Source organism: Desulfatiglans sp. (genome assembly GCA_012513605.1).
GTDB lineage: Bacteria > Desulfobacterota > DSM-4660 > Desulfatiglandales > HGW-15 > JAAZBV01.
The window spans coordinates 38,223-60,310 of the sequence record JAAZBV010000075.1 but is presented as its reverse complement, the minus strand read 5'-3'; the positions used below and the strand labels follow the sequence as shown (position 1 = coordinate 60,310).

General features: G+C 43.6%; 21 protein-coding genes and 2 pseudogenes. 12 read left to right on the top strand and 11 right to left on the bottom strand.

Going from position 1 to position 22,088, the window contains the following annotated elements:
* The 3 genes and pseudogenes from GX654_09520 to GX654_09510 all read right to left on the bottom strand — a co-directional run.
* On the bottom strand, positions 1-704 hold a 704-nt coding region (locus tag GX654_09520; GenBank protein NLD37094.1), incomplete at its 3' end, for an aldehyde dehydrogenase family protein.
* Between the two features lie 543 nt (positions 705-1,247).
* Positions 1,248-1,627 (bottom strand): annotated as a pseudogene (locus GX654_09515) (tyrosine-type recombinase/integrase).
* Between the two features lie 30 nt (positions 1,628-1,657).
* A complete protein-coding gene (locus tag GX654_09510) occupies positions 1,658-2,638 on the bottom strand; it encodes an RHS repeat-associated core domain-containing protein (protein ID NLD37093.1) in 981 nt (326 codons plus the stop codon).
* 266 nt (positions 2,639-2,904) lie between these two features.
* Between GX654_09510 and GX654_09505 the strand changes: the two genes are divergently transcribed.
* The 5 genes and pseudogenes from GX654_09505 to GX654_09485 all read left to right on the top strand — a co-directional run bounded on the left by GX654_09505 (position 2,905) and on the right by GX654_09485 (position 5,815).
* On the top strand, positions 2,905-3,330 hold the full coding sequence (locus GX654_09505; protein NLD37092.1) for a GNAT family N-acetyltransferase: 426 nt from the start codon (positions 2,905-2,907) through the stop codon (positions 3,328-3,330).
* A gap of 150 nt (positions 3,331-3,480) precedes the next feature.
* Positions 3,481-3,782 (top strand): annotated as a pseudogene (locus GX654_09500) (type II toxin-antitoxin system RelE/ParE family toxin).
* Complete coding sequence (locus GX654_09495) at positions 3,779-4,078, top strand: putative addiction module antidote protein (GenBank protein NLD37091.1); 300 nt, start codon at positions 3,779-3,781, stop codon at positions 4,076-4,078. The pseudogene GX654_09500 and the gene GX654_09495 overlap by 4 nt, the downstream one beginning before the upstream one ends.
* A gap of 89 nt (positions 4,079-4,167) precedes the next feature.
* Positions 4,168-4,515 carry a hypothetical protein gene (locus GX654_09490; GenBank protein ID NLD37090.1) on the top strand — a complete coding sequence of 116 codons (348 nt, stop codon included), beginning with the start codon at positions 4,168-4,170 and terminating at the stop codon, positions 4,513-4,515.
* Positions 4,516-4,594: 79 nt separating this feature from the next.
* A complete protein-coding gene (locus GX654_09485; GenBank protein ID NLD37089.1) occupies positions 4,595-5,815 on the top strand; it encodes an erythromycin esterase family protein in 1,221 nt (406 codons plus the stop codon).
* 338 nt (positions 5,816-6,153) lie between these two features.
* On the opposite strand, the gene GX654_09480 is transcribed toward GX654_09485, so the two are convergent.
* Together GX654_09480 and GX654_09475 are read right to left on the bottom strand one after the other, a co-directional pair.
* Positions 6,154-7,845: an SUMF1/EgtB/PvdO family nonheme iron enzyme gene (locus GX654_09480; GenBank protein ID NLD37088.1), complete on the bottom strand. Its 1,692-nt coding sequence runs from the start codon at positions 7,843-7,845 to the stop codon at positions 6,154-6,156.
* 365 nt (positions 7,846-8,210) lie between these two features.
* Positions 8,211-8,420 (bottom strand): dodecin domain-containing protein, encoded by a 210-nt coding sequence (locus GX654_09475; protein NLD37087.1) that lies wholly within the window; start codon positions 8,418-8,420, stop codon positions 8,211-8,213.
* A gap of 439 nt (positions 8,421-8,859) precedes the next feature.
* Between GX654_09475 and GX654_09470 the strand changes: the two genes are divergently transcribed.
* Positions 8,860-10,089, top strand: coding sequence for a hypothetical protein (locus tag GX654_09470; GenBank protein NLD37086.1), 1,230 nt, complete (start codon positions 8,860-8,862; stop codon positions 10,087-10,089).
* 78 nt (positions 10,090-10,167) lie between these two features.
* Here the strand turns inward: GX654_09470 and thiL are convergent, their stop codons facing one another.
* Complete coding sequence (thiL, locus tag GX654_09465; protein ID NLD37085.1) at positions 10,168-11,190, bottom strand: thiamine-phosphate kinase; 1,023 nt, start codon at positions 11,188-11,190, stop codon at positions 10,168-10,170.
* A gap of 143 nt (positions 11,191-11,333) precedes the next feature.
* A complete protein-coding gene (gene thiE, locus GX654_09460; protein ID NLD37084.1) occupies positions 11,334-11,957 on the bottom strand; it encodes a thiamine phosphate synthase in 624 nt (207 codons plus the stop codon).
* Between the two features lie 203 nt (positions 11,958-12,160).
* Here thiE and GX654_09455 point away from each other — a divergent pair, with 203 nt between their 5' ends.
* Both GX654_09455 and GX654_09450 read left to right on the top strand, forming a co-directional pair.
* The gene (locus GX654_09455; protein ID NLD37083.1) at positions 12,161-13,303 is read left to right on the top strand and encodes an acyl-CoA dehydrogenase; all 1,143 of its coding nucleotides are present in this window, start codon (positions 12,161-12,163) and stop codon (positions 13,301-13,303) included.
* 448 nt (positions 13,304-13,751) lie between these two features.
* A complete protein-coding gene (locus tag GX654_09450; GenBank protein ID NLD37082.1) occupies positions 13,752-13,952 on the top strand; it encodes a hypothetical protein in 201 nt (66 codons plus the stop codon).
* On the opposite strand, the gene queG is transcribed toward GX654_09450, so the two are convergent.
* Together queG and map are read right to left on the bottom strand one after the other, a co-directional pair.
* A complete protein-coding gene (queG, locus tag GX654_09445) occupies positions 13,949-14,839 on the bottom strand; it encodes a tRNA epoxyqueuosine(34) reductase QueG (protein NLD37081.1) in 891 nt (296 codons plus the stop codon). The genes GX654_09450 and queG overlap by 4 nt on opposite strands.
* An 11-nt stretch (positions 14,840-14,850) precedes the next feature.
* Positions 14,851-15,735 carry a type I methionyl aminopeptidase gene (map, locus tag GX654_09440; GenBank protein ID NLD37080.1) on the bottom strand — a complete coding sequence of 295 codons (885 nt, stop codon included), beginning with the start codon at positions 15,733-15,735 and terminating at the stop codon, positions 14,851-14,853.
* A 165-nt stretch (positions 15,736-15,900) separates the two neighbouring features.
* Between map and GX654_09435 the strand changes: the two genes are divergently transcribed.
* The 4 genes from GX654_09435 (at position 15,901) to GX654_09420 (ending at position 20,041) form a co-directional block, all read left to right on the top strand.
* Positions 15,901-17,706: a sigma 54-interacting transcriptional regulator gene (locus tag GX654_09435; protein ID NLD37079.1), complete on the top strand. Its 1,806-nt coding sequence runs from the start codon at positions 15,901-15,903 to the stop codon at positions 17,704-17,706.
* A 327-nt stretch (positions 17,707-18,033) separates the two neighbouring features.
* Complete coding sequence (locus GX654_09430; protein ID NLD37078.1) at positions 18,034-18,426, top strand: response regulator; 393 nt, start codon at positions 18,034-18,036, stop codon at positions 18,424-18,426.
* A gap of 32 nt (positions 18,427-18,458) precedes the next feature.
* Positions 18,459-18,878, top strand: a complete 420-nt coding sequence (rnk, locus tag GX654_09425; GenBank protein ID NLD37077.1) for a nucleoside diphosphate kinase regulator — start codon at positions 18,459-18,461, stop codon at positions 18,876-18,878.
* Positions 18,879-18,958: 80 nt separating this feature from the next.
* Positions 18,959-20,041 (top strand): peptidoglycan bridge formation glycyltransferase FemA/FemB family protein, encoded by a 1,083-nt coding sequence (locus GX654_09420; GenBank protein ID NLD37076.1) that lies wholly within the window; start codon positions 18,959-18,961, stop codon positions 20,039-20,041.
* Between the two features lie 12 nt (positions 20,042-20,053).
* On the opposite strand, the gene GX654_09415 is transcribed toward GX654_09420, so the two are convergent.
* Both GX654_09415 and GX654_09410 read right to left on the bottom strand, forming a co-directional pair.
* Positions 20,054-21,238, bottom strand: coding sequence for an AmpG family muropeptide MFS transporter (locus GX654_09415; protein ID NLD37075.1), 1,185 nt, complete (start codon positions 21,236-21,238; stop codon positions 20,054-20,056).
* Between the two features lie 153 nt (positions 21,239-21,391).
* A complete protein-coding gene (locus GX654_09410) occupies positions 21,392-22,087 on the bottom strand; it encodes a hypothetical protein (GenBank protein ID NLD37074.1) in 696 nt (231 codons plus the stop codon).
* Position 22,088 lies beyond the last annotated feature (1 nt).

Genomic DNA, 22,088 nt, shown 5'->3' with positions numbered 1-22,088 from the left:
TCTTTAAATGCGTGCAACAGGGGGATCTGGCACAGAGACCCATAGCGCGGCAGCTTTACTACCGCTGTGTTGCCCATGGCCAGAGCGGGAATGAGTGTGGTGAAGGTCTCGTTGAGCGGATAGTTGAACGGCCCCATGCATAACACCACGCCAAGCGGAGAGCGGCGAATCTGTGCCAGAACGCCGCTGTTTGAGGAGAACCTGGCCCCGGCACGATCTGTCTCTTTCAATGCCTCCACTGTATCAGTAATATACTGGACTGTTCGGTCAAACTCCTTCTCGCTGTCGGAGAGGCTCTTGCCTGTCTCCCACATGAGCATGCGAACAGATTGATCCCGAACTGAGCGCATCATAATGGCGAACGCTGACAACCTCTCTGCGCGCTCCTGAACCCGCATAACAGGCCATGCGCCCCGACCGTGATCCCATGCGCGGACAGCGGCCTCCAAGGCCGATATTGCCTCTTCAGTGGTCAGTCTCGCCTCCAAACCGATCTTCCGCCGGACAAGCCCCATGTCTGTACGAATGCATACCGGGGAGAGTACCTCAGAGGTCCGTCCGCTCCATGCGCGAAGCTCTCCGTCAATGAGATAGGTCATGCCCCCTTCATATGTTCCCCCGCAGGGGGCAAAGTCGATCTCCCGGGGAATATCTTTTTCGCACGGGAAAAGTGCCTCGATTTTTTTTCGAATCTCTTGTGTCATAACGAAAGAGTACTTCCGAACCATGGAAATGTCAATGTGGAACCCTCGCTGCCCTTTTAACAAAGGTGGACCTGTCATGCCATAGCCTTTTCGACGGAGGATGGGCCCTGCACCCTGAACTATAATTAATAATTCCTGTAGGGGCACAGCGCCTGTGCCCTTTATCCTATTATTTTGCTTTTCATTCGAAGTTCAACGTTCAATGTTCGATGTTGGATGTTCATCCTTTTTTGACTTTTTCTGTTATTCCAGACCTGATCGGAAAATCTATTTTCACCACGAAGGACATCCGTCGACGCCAAGGCTATGGCGGGACAGGCGGAGGGCACCGAGAAAAGCTTCTTATATTATCAAAAAATATTTATTGTTTTTCTTGGCGGCCTTTGCGTCTCTGTGGTTCATTTTTTTCCTGTCATTCCCGACCTCGTATCTTATTGCTTTTCATTCAAAGTTGAAAGTTGGACGTTCAGCGTTGGATGTTCACTCTTTCTTGACTTTACCCCTGCGCCCTGCGCCCTGCACCTTGAGCCTTGTGCCTTTTAGTTACCTCCCATCCAGCGGGCTCTTTACCCCCAATCCCCCCCCTTTTTCATAACATGGGTATAAATCATGGTGGTGGATACATCCTTATGCCCGAGCAACTCCTGAACAGTGCGTATATCATAACCATTCTCAAGCAGATGTGTTGCAAAAGAATGGCTGAATGTATGCGGACCTATCAATTTATGAATGCCGGCCTTTTGAGCCGCTGATCTTACAGTCTTTCTAATGACACTTTCATCAAGATGATGGCGTCTTTGTTTACCACCACGAGGATCTGTAGATATTTTGGCAGCAGGAAAAACATACTGCCATCCCCATTCCTTTGCTGCATTTATATATTTTCTTTCCATGGCATATGGAAGGTATACCTCACCATTCATTTTGCTCCTTAACTATTAAATGCCCAAATATTATTTTTGCAAAGCTCCCGACCATGATTGAGTAGTCCCCTCTTTAAACCCAGTAAAACCAATTCCTTTACCAAATAGACTTACTGTCCATCCTGTAGTTTCTTCAGTTTTTTGATCCGAATATTTTGTCACAGAAACTCCTGCAAAAGTTAATGAAGTATAATTTGATACGCCTGAAAGGAAATCTCTTGAATCTCCTTTATAATATGTCAAATTAACGCCTAATCCTACTTTTGCTCCAGGGATTGTATCAGTGTATGATTGGCAGATAAACCCTCCTAGCTGAGCATGTCCCATGCTGTCTGGCCTAACCCCAACAAAAATTCCAGAACCTGCACCTCCACCTGTAGAATAATTACTAGTGCCCCAACCAGAGCCATATGCCCCACCAAAATCTAATGCAAACCCAGCAGAGCCCGACGGATCAATCAACAATACCGGATTATTGTTCACATACACATACAAATTGACATCCCCAGCCCCAAATCCCAAAGGATCTTCCGATATAAATCTTCCCAAAGTTGGGTCATAATACCGCGCCCTCATATAGTAGAGGCCATTGGATTCTGACATAACCCCATACTGCCCGATATACTTGAATGGTTGGGCAAGGGCTTCCACCTCATTTCCTATTTCCCCAAATGGAGTATAGGCATATTTATTTACTATGCTCTGACTGGAATCAGTGATGGCTATGGTGCTTCCTGTCGCATTATAATGGTAACAGTAGGTATTCTCTGACGCTGTCACCTTCGCCATAAGACCATTTCCATATATATAATACCTCTGGATAACATTGTTTGAATCAGCCTCTGCAAGCAGGTTGCCTCTGGCATCATAGATATACTTTGTAGTAACACCACTCCTTACAGCCCTTACCCTTTTTCCCATGCCATCATAAAAATACTGTATTGTGCTCCCTATGGTCTTAAGCCTGTGCTCATAATCAAAGGTGTATGAGGTGCTGTTTTTTGCTGACAACTGCCCTTCATCATCATGGGTAAAGCTATCAGCCCCTAAAAGGGGACGCTATGTGCACACAAAGGCTATATCCAAATTAAAACCGGGTGAAAAAATCCTATTTACAAAAACAGCCAACAGTGGCAAAATTTACGAATATAAAAATAACTGGTTATCGAAAATTAAACGGTCGGTAAATAGCAGGCGAAAATGCTTTTATCTGCGGCAGGTGACAGTGTAAAAACCACGCTGCCCCTGAGCAAAACGTTAGAAAGAGGACTATAATGATAATAGAATACAAAACGGGCACTGAACATATTGACTGGGATCAGTTATGTAACCTGTATGAAGATGTTGGTCTTGTTGGGCAATTTGGTAAAAAGAGAGACTATGCTGCAATTCAGGCTGCTTTTTTGGCTAGTTCCAAAGTGGTGACTGCATGGAATGGTTCGGAACTTATCGGTGGAGGTCGGCTTCTTAGCGATGGTGTATGCTACGGAACAGTATTTGATGTTGGTGTTTTCCCAAAATATCGGAGACAGGGAATAGCAACAGAGATCTTCAAAGAGTTGCTTCGTGATAAACAGAACCTTTGTATATATCTTACATCTTCATTTGAAGCTGAGGATGTATATAAAAAGCAGGGATTTAAACGACACAAAAACGCTTTTGCAAAATATCCATACGCGTCTGAGTATCTTATTGACAATTAATATTTTTCTAACATCTGCATAAACCAGACAGTGCGTCCCGCACGTCTGGTTATGCAGGCGTTACCTTGATGCCCAAAAAAATAAAACTTGACTTTAGTAGCTTTTAAACTACAATGCAACTACGAGTGATTACACAATATAACTTCTTAAATATATAACAGAAGATGGAAAAACCCCTTCCATAAGTGGCTAAGTTCACTTAAATATCTTACTGTACGTGCAAGAATTAGGGTCCGGTTGAATGGTATAAGGCTTGGTAATTTTGGTGGTAAGCCTGTTGGAAAAGGTGTGAATGAATTGCGAATCGATTATGGTCCAGGCTATAGGGTTTATTATGGAAAAACCGAGATACGCATCGTGATTTTACTTTGTGGTGGCTCTAAAAAACGCAATCAAAAGATATTCAGTTAGCTCAAACATACTGGGTAGATTTTGAAACGAGAATGGAATGAAAAAATTAACAGTAAAATATGAAGATAATCTCAAAAAAGATCTTCTTGATCCTGTCGAAGCTGCGGAATATTTGAACGCTGCATTGAAAGATGGTTCTCAAGAAGTTTTTTTAATGGCCTTGAAAGATATTGCAGATGCAAAGGGTATTTCTGAAATAGCACGCAAAACAAAACTTAATAGAGAAAATCTTTATCGTATCCTTTCAACACAAGGTAATCCTAAATTGAAAAGCTTGAATTCTGTCCTGCATAGTGTTGGATTGAAATTGTCTGTAGAAGTAGAAAATCAGTTATAAAGCCAATCGGCGAATATTTTCATTAAGTCGGATTTATCGAAAAGTTTATAAACCGGTTTTCGTGCGCGTATACAGCCAAGGAGGATTGAATGACAATTTTATTTCCGGCTCTGATACTTATAGTAGCGATTCTATGTGCTCCCGCTTATCTGGTATCGCGTCGAAAGGGTGATGAATCCAAATGGTTCCTTATTGCGTCTCTACCCGCGATTGTGCTATGGATAGGATTGACTGGAATAGGATATGGTGCTCAGAGTCTCTCGAACATCATTGAGATATTTTGGATATTACTCGCTACTGTTGTGGTGTCTTACTTGAAAGTCTTTTTAATTGACCGAAAAACACAGAAACCAAGGCAGGCCACCTACATCATGATGGCGCTTTTAGCTATCGGTGCATTTTTGCTGAGAGCATTTATGCCCGTATTACCTGAATGATTAAAAAAACCGGTCCTTCAACAATGACCGGGCGATAAGACGCCGCATGTCATGTTAAGGGTTATAAAAAGGAATTGATATGGAATACAGGCCGGCCGGAACACTTTTGCAGCCCTGGAAGCAGACCTTCAGAGAACTTGAAAGTCTCGCTTCCATAGGGAAATGCTCCAAAATCATTGGTATAGGCGAAGGAGCTCACTTTGTTTCAGAGTTCTCCCTGGCTAGAGCCCGCCTCATCCGCTATTTCGTAGAGAGGCACCGATTTAACTCAATTGGCCTGGAGTGCGGGGCGATTCAGGGCCAGAGAATTTCGGAATGGCTCAATTCCGCAACGGATACTGATAATCTGAAAAATATTGTGAATCCATTGACCTTTGCTTTGTATGGGTCGGTGCTGATCTGGCTAAAATCCTATCTCCGGGAAACCGGAAGAAAACTGGTAGTGATTGGCATCGATTTGCCCAACACTTTGAACCCACGCGACGATCTGGAGCAATTGTCCACGGATATTGAGATCCTTGATCCCATCGTAAAACCGGAAGTGGACGCGTTAAGACAATCCCTGGCATCTATCTCCGGGGAATCCGCCGTGGTCTCATCAACGCAATGGGGGAAACTGGACCCAACTTTGCGAGACAAGGCACTCTCTGGGATCATGCGGTTAAAATTACGATTGATGGGCTTGGCCCCGATTCTTACCAAGCTTCACGCGAATGAGTTCTTTCAAAAAGCATCCGATCGTGTATTGTCGGTTGAACATACATTGGAAACCCTGCGGGTTATGAAGACACTCTTTGACGGCACTTCTCTTCAGGGCGATACGTCCGTTCGCGAATCATTCATGGCGGGCGTCGTTGACAAGCGTCTCCGGGAGGACCCGAATTTGAAGATCCTTTTACTGGCGCATAACAACCACATCCAGAAAACAGTGCTTTCCTTTTCCGGTGAACTAACGGCCGTTCCCATGGGGCAGCACCTTGCGCATCGGCATGGCTACCATGCCATTGGATTAACCCATTTGGGGGCCACCGTTCCGGAGATGCAATATCCATCGCCTGAAAGCCAGCTAGGCTTTTCGGTTGAGCTTACCCCTGCTGATGAAATTCAAAAGGATAGCGTGGAGCAGCGTCTCGTTGATGCGGGCGGGATGACGGCATCATTTGTGATGCCTGCAGATGACGTGCGTGGCACAAAACGAATACGATCCCAAAGCACATCCGTCGAAACGAATGTGAACGAGGCGTTTGATGCAATTGTCTGCATTCCGGTCGCAAACAAAGACAAACTTGTTGAGCTATAGGGTCCTAAAGTCTAAATGATTGAGCATAATAAATAATTCAATGTTACGTGCTTACTAGCTTGCCAAATCGGGCTTTTAAGGTTGATGACGTTCAATCTTCTAAAAGTCTTTATTGGCAGGCATCGCACCCTCGTCAATTCGGTGTTGTGTGATCATGGAAGCACATAGATGAATGGATTACGAATTAGATATCAACAAATAGGCGGCGCGAAACGTTTCTACGAGATACTTAGGCATCCAGACTTCGTCCTGTTTTCTGTGAAACCCTGCAGCATCAATTTTTTCCTGCTAATACCTTTTAGTTTAGCCCTACCCAATTTCAAACATTTAGATATTTATTAGCAACCCTCCGCCGGACACTGTGCCGGTACATACGTCGATTCGCCGCCATTTATATAAAAATAGATCGAGGGTCCTTCACCCTTTGGGATTTCTTCATCGCAGTGGTTTCCGCAACTGGATGGAAAAACTTCGCTGTTAAATTTTTTCTGGAACAACCGGAAATCAGCGCGCTCATACGCCTGGTATGAGTTGTGAAAGAAGAATCCATCAGGGGATAAGGTGTACAGATAATCGGTTGTGTACCCGTCTGGGTGCGTAATTCGCAGAAATGTGTTATTTACTGTAAACCAGTTGCCGTTGGCGAGCATTGTCATTTGCCCCTGATTAACAGTGAACCGGAATTCATCAGCGTCTATATCCTTTCTGTAGTGGTGCAAACCACCGACGCTGCTGTTGTCCTGGAACCAGCACTGGCCAGGACCGTCAATCAACCTCTGGTCCTGTTCTTTAGCCCACGCAGGGATGTTCTCCATGTCGACCATCATATAGTCATCCCCCGCCTCTGCGGCCAATTCCTTTCCGCTCTTTAATCCGGATATAGTAGGTTTGCTGCCGATCGCCGACTCCTTCTCTATCCTCCCGATGTAGCCGCTGCTGAAACCCGCGTCGGAAATAAGCGTCCCCTGTGTTTTATCCAGCCAGATATATGCGAATTTTTTGATAGAACCTGACACCGGAATAAACACGAATGCGATGTTATTTGAAGTGAACCACTGACCGCTGGCGCCATTTAATACAGCGGTACCATCCTCCCAGACCCTGAGATCAAAATTGCCTATCTTTATTGCCCCCTCCTTCCAATGCGCATTGCTGCCTGTTATCCATCGCGGGTCGCGGTAAGAATTCTCAGGTTCCTCTGGCGGGACCGGGGGGCAGAGTTCACACGGCGGAACATAGTCCGGCGGGTACGCCATCTCATTCGAGACCACCAGGCGCAACTGCGGGCCTATGCCGTCGATTGATCGGATGAGGCGCCCTGTAATGTTGTCGACACTTCCCATAATATCGCGCCTTGTTTTCTGAGTATGTTTTCCGCTATTAGTCCCTACAGGATCACTCCCGCCCATATGCGAAAGTTCCCAGGTGTTATATACCCATTCTTCACCGAACATTGAGTTTTCACCTATATCATCCAGACTGCTCAGATAATTTTTTGCAGCGTATTCAAACTCAGCCTCGGTCATCATACGGTACGCCCTGCCTGTCTGATGGCTTAACTCGCAGGCAAATCTCATAGCGTCATACCAGGTTATACTGACCATTCCGTCCACACTCTCGCCCATAACGGCTTCCCACACAGCTAAAGTCACCTGGTTTTTTGCAATATGATAGCTGCTGACTGTAACGCCCGGCACGGGGTTCGAATCAGGCGGGCAGCTACTGCCTACGCACCCTAAAGTAAATGTACCGCCCGGTATATATATCATATCAAAAGAGACCCCGCCGACCTCTTCAGTATAGTCAAAGGCAGGCGGAGGTTGATTATCCAGAACAGGAACCCCGAAATTGCATACAGTACCGGAATCAATGTCGGCATCGGTATCTGTATCATTATCGGTATCACTGTCAGCATTACCTGGCCCGCCGGGGTTTTCTATATTGGAACTCTTATCACCAGAGTCGCCGGAGCATCCGCATATGGCAGTCGCTAACACTCCAACGAACAAAAAAAGTAATATTTTCTTCATTAGCTTTACCTCCTGCCATCCTGACAAAGTGAAATATTTTTTTGTGTAATTATATCGAAAAGGATGAGGGATGTCGAGCAACATCAGAAAGGCAACCGGTGTCTAAAAAGCATACAGGAATAGGTTTATTGTCTTGAGATGATACCATATGTACAGGTGAAGCATAATGATTCACAGCTTCCTTAAAAGCGGAAAACGGGTGCAAAATGACGCGGAAACAGGCGTAATCAGGTCGAGTGTATTGGGGGATGCTCTATTTTTTCACTAAAGAGCATCCCTATTTACACTTAACAGTCTCTTGCTCTCTAACTGCTTCAAAGCCCTATCTTTAAATTATCTGACTCAGGATATTAACCTTCTACCAATTATTTTTGATACTTGAATGAGAGATTTACCCTTGCCCTGTAGGTCTTTATCTTTCCATTTTCGACTGTCATATCAAGTTTTGTAACTTCTGCTATCCTCAATTCTTTTAATGATTCTCCCGCTGTTTCAATCGCTGTTTTTGCTGCCTCTTCCCATGATTTTTCGCTTGTCCCTACCAATTCTATTATCTTGTAAGTACTTCCGGTCATGATGTATCTCCTCTTTTTAAGGTTTATATTATGTACAACCTGACTCTACCTTTTTAAAAACGATTTGGTATAAACGGGTTGCCCCATTTCGGAAAAAAAACTTATGGAAAACAAAAATAAAATTAAAGATTCATACGCAATAAAATTAGTCCCGGGTAAAATCCTCTTTACATTATCAGGAGCTATGAGAACAGGTTGAGAATTGAGATTAATATTAAACAGGTTTAGGGTTTAAAATGTTTATTAAAGTTTATGAATGGTTCTATTATAAGATAATATAATTTTAAGTCAATGCTTTAGATAATTACAGGGAAGGCAGTCAGCGTTTAATTTTTGCTAAAGGCGATAAAAGACTACAGATAAATTTGACAAGCTTATTCTTGACTCAGGTCTGTAAATTATGTAGGTCTGAAAACTATTAATAAAATCGAGGTTAATTATGATCCGAAATATATTACATAATTTTTCCAGTATTCACATAGTATTATTTCTATTACTACTGACTGGCAGTGCCAGCGTTTACGGTAGGGTAAGCGCCATGCTGCGTTTTCCTGAACTGAATATCAGGGCAGGAGATACTGTTCAGGTAAAGGTATACTTTTATAATGAAGGAGATGAATCTTTTGAATTTACCATCCCGGAGAGCCTTTCCATGCGTATCAAATCATCTGACGGGGCGTCAGTATTGGTAACAGCGATTGAAACAGACAGCTCTTCAACGGTGATCTTACGACCTAAAGAATTTGTCACAAAACCATACAATGCTGCACTGCCAGAACTCTATCATGGTTTGCAGGAAATCTCACTGGCCGGTTCACCTGAAACAGTATTGATGGTGAATATACTTGATGAAAAATATGTAAAAGAAGATACACTTGCTGAACCTGCATCAAAGGCACTCAATGATTATTACCCTTCTATGGAGAGCCTTTTTTCACTGTATCAGCCCTATGTGGTAAACTTTTCAGTCTATGAGCCAATGTATTTTCTGGTCGGCACAGACCCGTCAGAAAGCAAATTTCAGATCAGCATGAAATACCGTCCATTTAACCCTGCCGGATCATTGTCTCAGAAATATCCATGGGTGAGCGGACTAAATTTTGCCTACACCCAGACATCATTCTGGGACCTGTCTTCCGATTCAGCGCCCTTTGAAGATACCAGCTACAAGCCTGAGGTACTTTACCTGACCCGCAACTGGCCGAATCGCCCTTCATGGCTGAAGGGGCTTTTTTTCCAGGGTGGCTTCCAGCATGAATCAAATGGCAGGGATGGAGACTCCTCACGCAGCACCAATACTGTCTATTTTAAGCCTGTGTTTATCTTTTACGAATCAGATTCAGGTCTTGGGTTGCAGTTCAGCCCCAGACTATTCACATATTTCAATAACAGTAAAAGCAGCAATCATGACCTTCCCGATTACCGCGGTAATGTCGAGTTTGAAATAAAGTTTGGCGAGGCGCGCGGGTTAGTAAGCTCCACCTATCTGCGATTTGCTGATAAGGGCACATCAGTTCAGACCAATTTAAGCTATCCTATTGCCAGACTGCTTAAAAATAATTTTGATCTTTTTTTTCATATACAATACAGCTACTCCCTTGCGGAAAGCCTGATTAATTATAAAGAACGCACTGAGTCATTAAGGATAGGTTTTTCAATTGTCCGGTAAGGGAGTGAGAAGGTAACGACTTAAAATAAAACTGTTTTTCTTGGTGTTCTTTGTGGCTTTGCGTGATAACTTATCTTTTTACACTGTTGTGAAATGATCCCAGCCCTTTTTATTAAGAGGCTTTCTCTTGCCATTTTTTTTGATCAAAGTCATGCCCTGGGCTATTGGGACTATATCGCCTATGTGTGTTACAGGGCAGCCAAATTCAGCAAGTATCCTTTCCAGCTTCTCTATGTTTTGTGGCACACAGGTAAATAGCAGCTCGTAATCATCGCTTGGTGCAAGTATAAAATCAACAGGTGATATTTTATACATGGCGGATGTCTCGTTGAGGGCATTTGATACCGGAAGCATTTCTTCCCATAACTCTGCCCCGATTGAACTGGTTTCACAGATATGGTAAAGATCACCAGGCAGACCGTCACTCACATCCATCATGGAGCTTATCAGGCCTGAAACGGCGAGTTCATGGCCTTCCCTTGCCCTGTGCGCCGGCCGCAGGTATGCATCCATTAAGGTCTTGTCTGCGAGAGACTGAGCCAGACCATCTACTATAAGCCGATAACCTGCACCGGAACTGCCTGGATAGCCTGTTACCATGATTGCATCGCCCGGTTTCGCTCCTGAACGCAGGGCGATATGCCCCCTGTTTGCCTTACCTATAAGGGTAATGTCAATAAAGGTATTCCCTGCTGTCTTTGTGATATTCCCCCCGATAATGGAGGCATTAAAGGGCTCAAGTTCCTGTATGAAACCCCTGTATATCTCTTCGATCTCATGAACTGTTTCTAAAGATGTAAGCCCCAGCGTAACAAGGGCATAAAGGGGTATCCCACCCATTGCACCTATATCGCTTATGTTCATGACCATTGCACGCCTGCCGACCTCAATGGCAGTCATATGCGCCTTAAGATAATGGCGACCCTCTACCATAGAATCGCATGTAACAACCATTTCAAAGCCAGGTTCAGGGGTAAACACAGCTGCATCGTCACCGATACCGTGTATCAATAGACCTGGTTTATAACCTGCCCCGTCTATTATCCGCCGAATGCGATCAATAAGTTCAAATTCGCCAATATCTGATACCTTTAATGTCATATTACTTCACCTAAAAATATTCAGCAAAATTGAAAGCCCAAAATCGAACGTCCAACTCCCAATGGAAAACAAAAATTAATAAAATACAACATAAACTACATTCAATTTAACATTGGTTATTTAATGTTGAAAGCTCATATTAATCAAAGACCCAGAAGGTTTCGAATCCTGCGTGCCTCTCTCTCAGGTTCATCGCTTAAACACACCGCAGAAATAACAGCAACACCGTGAGCACCTGCTGTAAAAAGTTCATGCACATCATTCACAGTAATACCGCCTATAGCAACAACAGGGAGATGTATCTTTTCTGCAATGATCCTTATGGTCTCTACCCCAATTGCATCTCCGGCATCCGATTTTGTCTTTGTGCCATACACTGGCCCTGACCCGATATAATCTGCACCATCGTTAAGGCACCTTAATGCGTCATTAATATTACCTGCTGACCCCCCTATAATTGCATCGGGGCCAAGGAGTTTTCGCGCAAGTGGTATAGGAAAATCATCATCACCAAGGTGAACGCCATCAGCACCTGATGCAATGGCCACATCTACCCTGTCGTTTATAATAAGAGGTATGCCTGCCCCTGCACACAGAGCCTTTATCCTGATGGCTGTATCTATCATCTCACGGGTTGACCCTGTCTTTGAACGGTACTGTATAGTATCTGCCCCGCCCATAATAGCCATCCGGGCAAGCTCCACATGGGAGAACCTGCTTTGAATTACTGTATCTGTTATTAAATGGAATCTTCCTATGCTCTTCATTATCTCTCCCGTATTCATCTCAAGAATAACAGATAGAGGCCATGTTTACAACAGGTGCAACAAAAATATAATTGTGAATTGAAAATCTAATTTTTTGTGTTATAAAGTTTTCATCCAAAAGAGGTCTTTTGGATGAAAACTATCAGCAAAAGGCATTTAAAACAAATGGTTTGCAGATCAAAAACCTCCGGAGGCAACCTCACATGTTTATACTGAATGATGAAGAAAAAAGCATACTTGAAACAGTAAAAAGGATTACTCGGGAAAAGATAAAACCGATTGCTGCAGAGATAGATGAAACCGACGGGTTTCCATGGCAGCTTGTTGAGCTTTTTACAGAAAATGGTCTTCTTTCTCCCCTTGTGCCTGAAGAGTATGGTGGAATCGGGGCAAGCCGCCTTTTATTTTCCATGATCCTTGAGGAGATCTCAAAGGCAAGCGCCTCAGCAGCACTCCTCCTTATAGCCCAGGCAGACGGGCTGTCTCCCATAATGCTTCTTGGAAATGAGGAGCAGAAAAAGAAATATCTCTCAATGGCAGTTCAGGGTAAGCTTGCCTGTTTTGCTGCTACTGAACCTGATGCGGGCTCTGATATCCAGGCCATGAGGACAAGGGCCGTAAGAGATGATCAGGGTTACAGGGTAAACGGCCAGAAATGTTTTATAACAAACGGCTCTGTAGCTGATTTCATGACCCTTTTTGCCTATACAGACCCTGATAAAAAGGCAAAGGGGATGACCGCATTTATTGTGGATAAAGATACAAGGGGCATTGTTTACGGCAAAAACGAAAAAAAAATGGGCATGAAGGGCTGCGTTAACACACAGATATTTTTTGAAGAACTTGAAATCCCCCCTGAGAACAGGCTGGGTCTTGAGGGAGAGGGCTTTATATGCATGATGAAGTCCTTTGAGGTGGGCCGCATGCTTGCGGCCTCACAGGCAGTAGGGCTGGCCCAGGGGGCGATAGATGAGATAGTCAGATACACAAAGGAGCGCATCCAGTTTGGAAAACCGATTGCAGTGCTTGAGGCCATACAGTTTATGCTTGCGGATATGGTGGCAGGGACAGAGGCATCAAGGCTGTTAACCTACCAGGCAGCATATGACCTGGATAAAAATGATAAAAACCGCATAGCAATGTCATGCCCGATCGCCAAATACATGGCCTCCGATAATGCCATGCGGGTAACCACTGATGCGGTTCAGATATTGGGAGGATACGGCTATATGAAGGATTACCCTGTGGAAAGGATGATGAGGGATGCAAAGCTCATCCAGATATACACGGGCACAAACCAGATCATGAGGCTTGTTACAGCAAGAGAGATTTTTAAAGTAATATAATTTTCACCACGGAGGACAATGAGAGCAAAAAAAGATAATCCTCCCCTCCTCTTGCTTCAACCCGGCATTTTGACACTTACTGACGGTTCAAGAATAGCAACGTCAATATCTTGACTGTCAAGTGTTGATTTTTCAAAAAAACTCCACCACAACCACTATCAAGTGTCTATCCAGAAAGAGACAAGTTCAGGATGAGGCTTTCAGTCCCACCCCGCGCGGGATCGACTAACTCTTTGGTTTAAAAGCCTTTTCCTGAAAGCTGAATACTGACAGCTGACTCCTCGAATCCAAAAACGACAGTTTTTGGATGTGCACTATCTATTTGATTTTTAATATTATTCTTTTATCGGCAAAATAATGGCTATCAGGCATACCATTTGCAAACTCAATATTCAGGGTGATTACTTAACTGTTTAAAGATTACAATCTTACCGGTAAGGGGAATAAAATGGAAAAGATCGTTGTAATGTCAGGGGGGACAGATCAGGACAGTAATCTTATAGAGTGCCTGAGGGTGCTTTTTCCTGAATGTGAGATAGATATCCAGAACAGAGAGCCTGCTAATTATGATTCATTTGAGCTTTCAACAGATGATTCTGATACTGTGGAGCTGAATGAAGAGCTGGAAAAATACCTTGCATTTCTTTAGCCCGATTCGCAAAGAGCCTTTATGTTTGCCCTGATCCTTTTAAGCCCTGGCCGTGAAAGGGCTGTCTTTCCATAGATTTGTAAAAATTCATCATCTGCCATATCCATAAAATTTTTAACTGAAGGCATACATTTTGTAGCTGGTTTGCTCTTATTAAATGGACAAACCTCCTGACAAATATCGCACCCTAAAAAACACCTGTTCATCAACTTTCCCATAGAAGGGTTTATCAACTCTTCGGATTCAATGGTCAGATATGAGAGACAGAGTGATGAATTAAAATCATTTGCCCCTTTAAGCGCCCCTGTTTGGCAGGCATCTATGCATGCAGTGCATGAACCGCAGAGGTTTGCATTGGGGGCTGTTGCAGGAAAATCAACCAGTGCGGTGGTAAGAATCTCTGCAAGATAAAAATATGAACCATAACCGGGGATAATTAGCATGTTATTTTTGCCGATAAAGCCTATGCCGCCCGAAAAGGCATAACTACGCTCAAGTATGGGGGCTGAATCAACCAGTATCCTTGATACTGCACCTTCATAAATCTCTTCAATATATTTGGAAAGCTCCCTGCATTTTGACTTAAGACGTGTGTGGTAGTCATCCAGAAGCGGGGTGCTGTACCTTGCTAGGGTATAGCCCTCTTCGGTTGCAGGTTTTTCAGCAGGGTACGGGCAGGCAAGAGAGATTATTGTTCTGCAACCACTTAAAAGCTTTGTGGGGTCTTCCCGAATCCCCATGTTCCTTTGCATCCACAGCATGCCGCCATTTCTGCCTGAGCTCGCCCAACTCCTGTATTCATCAAAAAACAATGGCCTTACAGGTCTTGAAAAACCTGTGGCAATAAAGCCCAGCTCAAAGGCCCTGGCTCTTAATCTTTCAATCATTTGATGCCCTGTTAAAAAGGGGTATCAAGGTCAAATGGGGTAAGGCTTTCATACCCCTCTTCTGTCACAAGAAAGGTCTGCTCAAACTGGGCAGAGAGTGAATTGTCATCAGTTACAGCGGTCCATTTATCAGAGAGGATATGCAGCTCTTTTTTACCCAGGTTGATCATGGGCTCAACCGTAAAGGTCATACCCGGTAAAAGCTTAAGCCCCTGCCCTTTTCTTCCGTAATGGGGTATCTGGGGCGCCTCATGAAAATCTATGCCCACACCATGCCCGACAAAATCACGGACAACCGAGCAGCCCTCCCGTTCTGCATACTGCTGAATTGCCCAGCCAATATCACCGATAGCATTCCCGGGTTTTATCATTGTCATGCCTGCCTTAAGGCTCTCCCTTGCCACATTGACTATCTTTCTTGCGTCTGCTGAGACGTTTCCAACCAGAAAGGTCATGTTGGCATCCGCATAATAGCCGTTTAAGATCGGGGTTACATCTATATTTACTATATCACCGTCCGTTAGCTTTCTTTCACCGGGGATGCCGTGGCAAATCACCTCATTGATGGAGATACATACGCTTTTCGGATATCCTCTGTAGTTTAATGGTGCAGAGATTGCCCCGTTTTTAATGGTAAATTCATGGACAAGCGTATTTATATCATCAGTCTTCATGCCTGGCTTAATGTATCCTTTTACAAGCTCAAGGGTCTCGACAGCGAGCTTACCAGCAAGCCTCATGGCCTCGATATCCTTCTCGGTCTTTATCTTGATCCCGTATTTTTTATAGTAGAGGCTCTTTTGATCTTCTGGGCCTGAAGGATCCTTTTTCAGACAGCATTTTTTATATTTTAACCCGCTCCCGCATGGACAGAAATCATTACGACCTGTTCTCATAGATTTCACCTTTCATATGGAATTCCCCTGTTCAGGTATTAGAGGTTTAACATTATAAGCTTAATTATGCAACCGAACATATGTTTTTACTCATTTCACTTTTAAAGCCATTCTGGTATAAGAGAAAAAAATATTTTATGCAGACTGTTCATTCATTAAGGCACTATGGAAAAAAAGAATTTAAAGACAAAAAAGGAAGGGAAAAATAAAGATATACTCAACAGGGTATCATATCACCTTGAGGAGAGGGTCAAGGAGTTGAACTGCCTGTATAATATCTCCGAGCTGTTTGAAAAGCCGGGGACAAAGCTTGATGATGTGCTTCAGGGTACAGTCAATGCCATCCCTGCTGCCTGGCAGTACCCTGAGATCACCTGCGCCAGGATCATCCTGGGAAAACGCCACTATATGAGCGCCAGTTTTACAGAGACCGAGTGGAGGCTTTCAAAGGAATTTGCCGCCGGTCAAAAAGAAAAAGGAATCCTTGAAATATACTATTATGAAGAGAAGCCGCCCTCTTTTCATGGCCCCTTTATCAGGGAAGAGGTAAAACTGGCTGAGGTAATAGCGGAAAAGATCAGTAAAATAGTTATGACAAAACTGGCTGAGAAATCATTGCAGGAGAGCGAGGAGCTCTATCGGATCACTGCCCAGCACATAAGTGACGGGTTGGCCCTTGTGCGTGGAGAGAAAATAATTTTTGCAAACACTGCCTTTATTGAATTGTTTGGCCTTGCGGTAAAAAAGAATCTGAAACCGGATAATATCAGTGATATTGTTAAAAAAGGGGTTATCCGGTTTGATAAAAATATATTTATATCTGATGCCGGCTACTCAGATATTGAAAAAAAATTTGCCACCAGGTGTGTTACAGCAGATGGAAAGGAATTCTGGATAGAGGGAGAGCGGGTTTCAATATGGTTCAAGGGAAAGAGGGCCATCCTTATCACAGTACGGGATTGCACAGAGAGGATGAACCGCGAGAAATCAATAAAAGAGGAGGCGGAGGCACTGAGGCAGGAAAATATCCATCTGAGATCATCCATGAAGGAGCGTTACAGATTCAGGGATATCATCGGTAAAAGCCTTGCCATGCAGGGGGTGTATGAACTAATACTAAAGGCCTCTGCAACAGACAATAACGTGACCATACTTGGTGAATCAGGGACAGGAAAAGAGTTGGTAGCAAGGGCTATCCACGATTTGAGTTCCAGACATGAAAAGGAGTTTGTTACTGTCAACTGCGGCGCAATACCGGAAAACCTTCTTGAGAGCGAATTCTTCGGCCACAAAAAAGGTTCGTTTACAGGGGCCTATTCCGATAAAATGGGATATCTTGATATTGCAGACCATGGCACACTTTTCCTTGATGAACTGGGAGAACTCTCCCTCAATATGCAGATCAAACTTTTACGCGCCATTGATGGTAAAGACTATATGCCTGTCGGCAGCAACCGGTCTAAAAAATCCAACTTCCGCGTTATTGCTGCCACCAATAGAAACCTTACAGAGCTTATTAAAAAAGGTGATATGCGCGAAGATTTTTTTTACCGCATTCATGTTATCCCGATAAAACTGCCGCCTTTAAGAGATAGGCTGGAGGATATCCCTCTACTGGTTGACCACTTTCTTACACTATTCACAGTGGGTGGAAAAAAACCGGCCATCCCTTCAAAGGTAATGGACTCAATGGTGAATTATGCATGGCCCGGGAATATCAGGGAATTGCAGAATGTAATACGGCGCTATCTGAGTGTTGGCCGCTGGGATTTCACGAAGAGTGCCGACACTGCTCAGGCAATTGAGGACAAAAGCTATAATATGGCCGGGGAGACCCTGGAAGAGATTGAAAAAAACACCATAAAAAAGATCCTTGAGCAAAATCAGTGGAACAGGAGCATCTCCGCACAGTCGCTCGGTATCTCCAGAAGGGCTCTCTTTAGAAAAATAAAAAGGTACGAGCTAATATAGCCCATTTAGGGCTATTACGCCCATATTATCTTTTATTATTAATTCAATTAGTTATATAAACATAACCTGTTAAACGGGCCATATCGCCCTTTTTTATAATGTCAACATGCCCGTCCCATTTCGGTTTTGTCATTATTACACGTCATATCAAGTAGTTAGGTGCTTTAAAGAGGTCAGGCATACAAATTGCTCTCCTTTATATGCATATGCGACAATACACTCACATACAGGTGAGAGGAATATAACTTTTATGCCTGCATATTTCTTTTAAACCGGGAAAATGGATGTTTTGTCTGCTCATATAAAGCGTAAAGGCAGGTTTTAAAGATGAAGATACTTGTTGTTGAAAATGATGACTCTCCCGGTATTTCAGTCGGCGAACTGCTTACAGGATGGGGATACGAGGTATTACGCTGCATCAGTGGCAATGATGCATTAAAAGCCTTTAAAAAAAAGCCCTGTGACCTTGTTATTATGGAGATCAATCTTCCTGACATAAAGGGAGAGGACCTGATTTCAAAATTAAAAGAGAGTTCTGCTGACTCCCTGATAGTGGCAATGACAGGTAAGAACTCAAGGGAAATGGAATCCCGGATACGAAAAAGGGGCATACTGTATTATATGGTAAGACCAATCGTGGCTGAAGATTTGAGGTCTCTTTTGGATTTTATTTCTGTGAAAGAGCAAACAGGCAGCAAAGATTTTTTTTATAATATTTAATGTTCAATAAACCGGAGGCGCAGAACTGAAAAATGGAAAACAAAATATATATCACTGAAAAAGACATAGAGAGACTTGAACCTGTTCTGGATGCAGCACTCCAGAAAAACAGCCAGCAGAGGGAAAACATTGAAAGGCTCCTGGATGACCTGGACAGGGCAGATATTGTGGATGATATCGATGTGCCTGATGATGTTGTGATCATGAATTCCGAGGTAACTGTTATTGACCTTGATTCAAAACAGCAGATGACATTTGCACTAGTATTCCCTGAGAATGCAGACCTTGATGACAAAAAAATCTCCATACTGGCGCCGGTCGGCTCAGCAGTCCTGGGTTACAGGGTTGGTGACATAGTTGAATGGAGAGTGCCATTATGCAAAAAACGGTTGAAGATTGACAGTGTCATCCAACGCCCTGAAACATTAAATGGGAAAAAGAAAAAAAAATGATCAGTCGGTATTTTTATGGAAAAGCTTAATGTTATGAAACGTGCATAATAGCTAAGGCTGATTAAAAGGATGCTTATGCCATGAATATAGAATTAATACCAAAAAGATCAAATGAACTTATCCCCACTGATATACTCTATCAGACAGGTTACTGGGGTCAGGTAAAAAAATGGCTGGGGTGGAGGCCCCTAGCCTTTGATCTTGCCCTCCGTGACAGGTTCGGGGATATCCTTGTTCTCACAAAGGATATAGGCAGCAATATATCTGCCGCCTATATCCCGCAGGGGCCTGAGCATGGCCCTGAACCGGAAAAATATGGCCTGTTTCTGGAAGAGCTGTCAGAGAAATTATTAAGGCACCTGGGCACTGAAACAGCCTTTATACGATATGATCTTCCATGGTCTGACCAATATTATGAGCAGGAAGGCAACCATTCGTCAGAGAATGTTTTTATTAACCGCCCTGAATCAAGACTCCGCGAACTGAGGATGAACTATGGGACAACAAGGTGGAACATCAGAAAGGCTGCATTTGATCTGACAGTAGCTGATACAGTACTTGTAGACCTCACAGAGGATACAGAGCGGATCTATGCCAGGATGAAAAGCAAAACCAGATATAATACAGGTCTTTCAAAAAGAAAGGGGGTAAGGGTTTTTAAGGCATCCATATTAAAGCTCGCAGAATTTTATGAACTCTATAGACAGACGGCTGAAAGAAACAGGTTTACTGTATGTGATTACAACAAATTTTATGCCCTGTTTATGGCCCTTGATTGTGACCCGCACTCACCTGAGATCTACTTTCTTTTAGCTGAACATGAAGGTGACATACTTGCAGGGGCCATAGTGGCCATCTCAGGCACAACAGCAACCTATCTGTTTGGGGCATCTGCAAATCATAAACGGAACCTGATGGCCTCATATGCTGTTCAGTGGGATGCAATTCTTCTCGCCAAATCAAGGGGGTGCCTTACTTATGATATGGGCGCAATTCCTCCTTCGAATGATCCCAAACATCCATTTTACGGGATGTACAGATTTAAATCGGGTTTTGGCGGATATATTGTTCACAGGGCCGGAACATGGGATTACCCGGTGAAAGGAGCTGAATATAAGCGTTTCAGGAGTATCGAAACAATGGATCAGGTAAAGGGTTTTTAAAAGGCTGCTTCTCTATTTATCTTCATTCCATGGGGCAAATTTCAGGAGCAGGAGCATCCCCGGGATAGCAATCAGGGTGCATAAGATAAAAAATGATTCCCAGCCCATGACCTTTGCAAGGTAACCGGTTGGTGCAGAGATAATAACACGGGGTACAGCCATAAGGCTTGAGAGAAGGGCATACTGGGTGGCTGTAAACCTTTTATCTGTAATATAGGCCATAAAGGCCAGAAAAGCCGCTGTACCCATACCCATTGACAGGTTTTCAAAGGCAATAACCCCTGAAAGTGCAAATATATTGTGCCCGACCCTTGCCAGTATTGCAAAACCCGCAGTTGAGATGGCCTGCAGAAAACCGAATATCCAGAGACTCCTGTTAATACCAAGCTTTACAATGGTTGTGCCGCCGATAATAGCACCGGCAATTATTGCCCATACGCCAAAAAGTTTTACCACCGTACCTATTTCTGTCTTGGAAAAACCTATATCCATGTAAAATGGTGTTGTTATAGCGCTCGCCATCATGTCTCCAACCTTGTAGAGGAGGATGAAGGCAAGCATCCATATGGCCCCGCTGCGTTTAAAATACTCAACAAAGGGATCAATAACCGCAGCCTTTAATGTGGTCGGTGTTCCAGCGGCAGTTTCTGGTTCAGGGGTAAAAAGGGTTGTAATGATGCCGATAAGCATACAGAGCGCCATAATAGAATAGACTGCCGGCCATGACATGTAGTCGGCCATGATAAGACCCCCGCCTGATGCAAGCATGTTTCCAAACCGGTAGCCTGACATATAGAGAGATGACCCGAGTCCAAGCTCTTCATCAGGAAGATCCTCTCTTCTGTATGCATCAACAACAATATCCTGAGTGGCGCTGAAAAAGGCCACAAGCATTGCTGTAAACATCATCAGGATCAGCTTATTACCAGGATTTGAAAAACCAAGCCCGATAATGGAGAGCATCAGGCACACCTGTGATATCAGGAGCCACCCCCTCCTTCTTCCCAGGAGCGGAAGGCGGTACCTGTCAACTATTGGCGCCCAGATGAATTTCCATGTATAGGGAACCTGTACGAGATTTACAAGGCCAATCAGTGTAAGGTCGATATTTTCATCCTTCATCCATGCCTGCATAACGCCCATAGTCAAAAGAAGAGGAACACCGCATGAAAATCCCATGATAAGCGAAACAAGCATTCGCCTGCTTACAATAGTTTTAAGGATATTTTTCTCTTTAATGACTGGCAATCGTTTATAACCCTAAAATAATAAATGTTATCGATATGAAAAAAGAAACCCCGCTTTTTTAAAAGCAGGGTTAATATAAACACGGTATAAATTAAAAATCAATTAGGTAGTGGCAAGAAATGTATTGGGATCAAGACGAATGGATGAATCGACGCTGAGCTTATAATCATGATCCTTGACAAGCTTTAATAGGATGCCTGATTCACCGGTCTCAAGCTGGATTATAACGCTTAAAAATTCATCAACCCTGCTGCATGGATAGGGTGTCCCCTTTTCATTCTTCTCAGTGATATGCCTGTGAGAAAGGGCTGAAAACCATATCTCTACATCAAAATCCTCAGCAACCTTTTTAAATTCCTGCATAATTTCAGCATCAACCTTTTCAAAATCAAGCCCGTCAACAATAAGAATGTCAGGAACAAAGTCTATCTGGCTCTTAAGGTTTTCAAGGTTTGCCCTGAGCCGTTTTATCTCAAAACTCTTATGCAGGTAGGCAAGTATCATCCTGTTTCTTTCAAAAAGCATACGCCCTTCTGTGTCATCATTTGTGCCAAGGGCCTTTATGAGATCAGAGAAAATAACCTGATAATATGACTTAACCTTTTCAGGGGTATCCTCAAGTGAAACATGCACAAGCCTCTTCTTTTTAAAAAGCATATCAAATGCGATATGGATCAGGCACGCGGTTTTGCCTACACCGGCCCTGGCCATCAGGACACCAAGGTTCCCCTTGCCAAGACCGTCACCAGAAGACATCTCAAGCAGTTTTAAAGGACTGACCTTAATAAAATCATTCATA

Bases quoted from the DNA above. Each gene is read 5' to 3' on its own strand.
- GX654_09495 (NLD37091.1), top strand. From the start codon at position 3,779: ATGAAAAAATTAACAGTAAAATATGAAGATAATCTCAAAAAAGATCTT.
- GX654_09490 (NLD37090.1), top strand. From the start codon at position 4,168: ATGACAATTTTATTTCCGGCTCTGATACTTATAGTAGCGATTCTATGT.
- GX654_09485 (NLD37089.1), top strand. From the start codon at position 4,595: ATGGAATACAGGCCGGCCGGAACACTTTTGCAGCCCTGGAAGCAGACC.
- GX654_09480 (NLD37088.1), bottom strand. From the start codon at position 7,845: ATGAAGAAAATATTACTTTTTTTGTTCGTTGGAGTGTTAGCGACTGCC.
- GX654_09475 (NLD37087.1), bottom strand. From the start codon at position 8,420: ATGACCGGAAGTACTTACAAGATAATAGAATTGGTAGGGACAAGCGAA.
- GX654_09470 (NLD37086.1), top strand. From the start codon at position 8,860: ATGATCCGAAATATATTACATAATTTTTCCAGTATTCACATAGTATTA.
- thiL (NLD37085.1), bottom strand. From the start codon at position 11,190: ATGACATTAAAGGTATCAGATATTGGCGAATTTGAACTTATTGATCGC.
- thiE (NLD37084.1), bottom strand. From the start codon at position 11,957: ATGAAGAGCATAGGAAGATTCCATTTAATAACAGATACAGTAATTCAA.
- GX654_09455 (NLD37083.1), top strand. From the start codon at position 12,161: ATGTTTATACTGAATGATGAAGAAAAAAGCATACTTGAAACAGTAAAA.
- GX654_09450 (NLD37082.1), top strand. From the start codon at position 13,752: ATGGAAAAGATCGTTGTAATGTCAGGGGGGACAGATCAGGACAGTAAT.
- queG (NLD37081.1), bottom strand. From the start codon at position 14,839: ATGATTGAAAGATTAAGAGCCAGGGCCTTTGAGCTGGGCTTTATTGCC.
- map (NLD37080.1), bottom strand. From the start codon at position 15,735: ATGAGAACAGGTCGTAATGATTTCTGTCCATGCGGGAGCGGGTTAAAA.
- GX654_09435 (NLD37079.1), top strand. From the start codon at position 15,901: ATGGAAAAAAAGAATTTAAAGACAAAAAAGGAAGGGAAAAATAAAGAT.
- GX654_09430 (NLD37078.1), top strand. From the start codon at position 18,034: ATGAAGATACTTGTTGTTGAAAATGATGACTCTCCCGGTATTTCAGTC.
- rnk (NLD37077.1), top strand. From the start codon at position 18,459: ATGGAAAACAAAATATATATCACTGAAAAAGACATAGAGAGACTTGAA.
- GX654_09420 (NLD37076.1), top strand. From the start codon at position 18,959: ATGAATATAGAATTAATACCAAAAAGATCAAATGAACTTATCCCCACT.
- GX654_09415 (NLD37075.1), bottom strand. From the start codon at position 21,238: ATGCTTGTTTCGCTTATCATGGGATTTTCATGCGGTGTTCCTCTTCTT.
- GX654_09410 (NLD37074.1), bottom strand. From the start codon at position 22,087: ATGAATGATTTTATTAAGGTCAGTCCTTTAAAACTGCTTGAGATGTCT.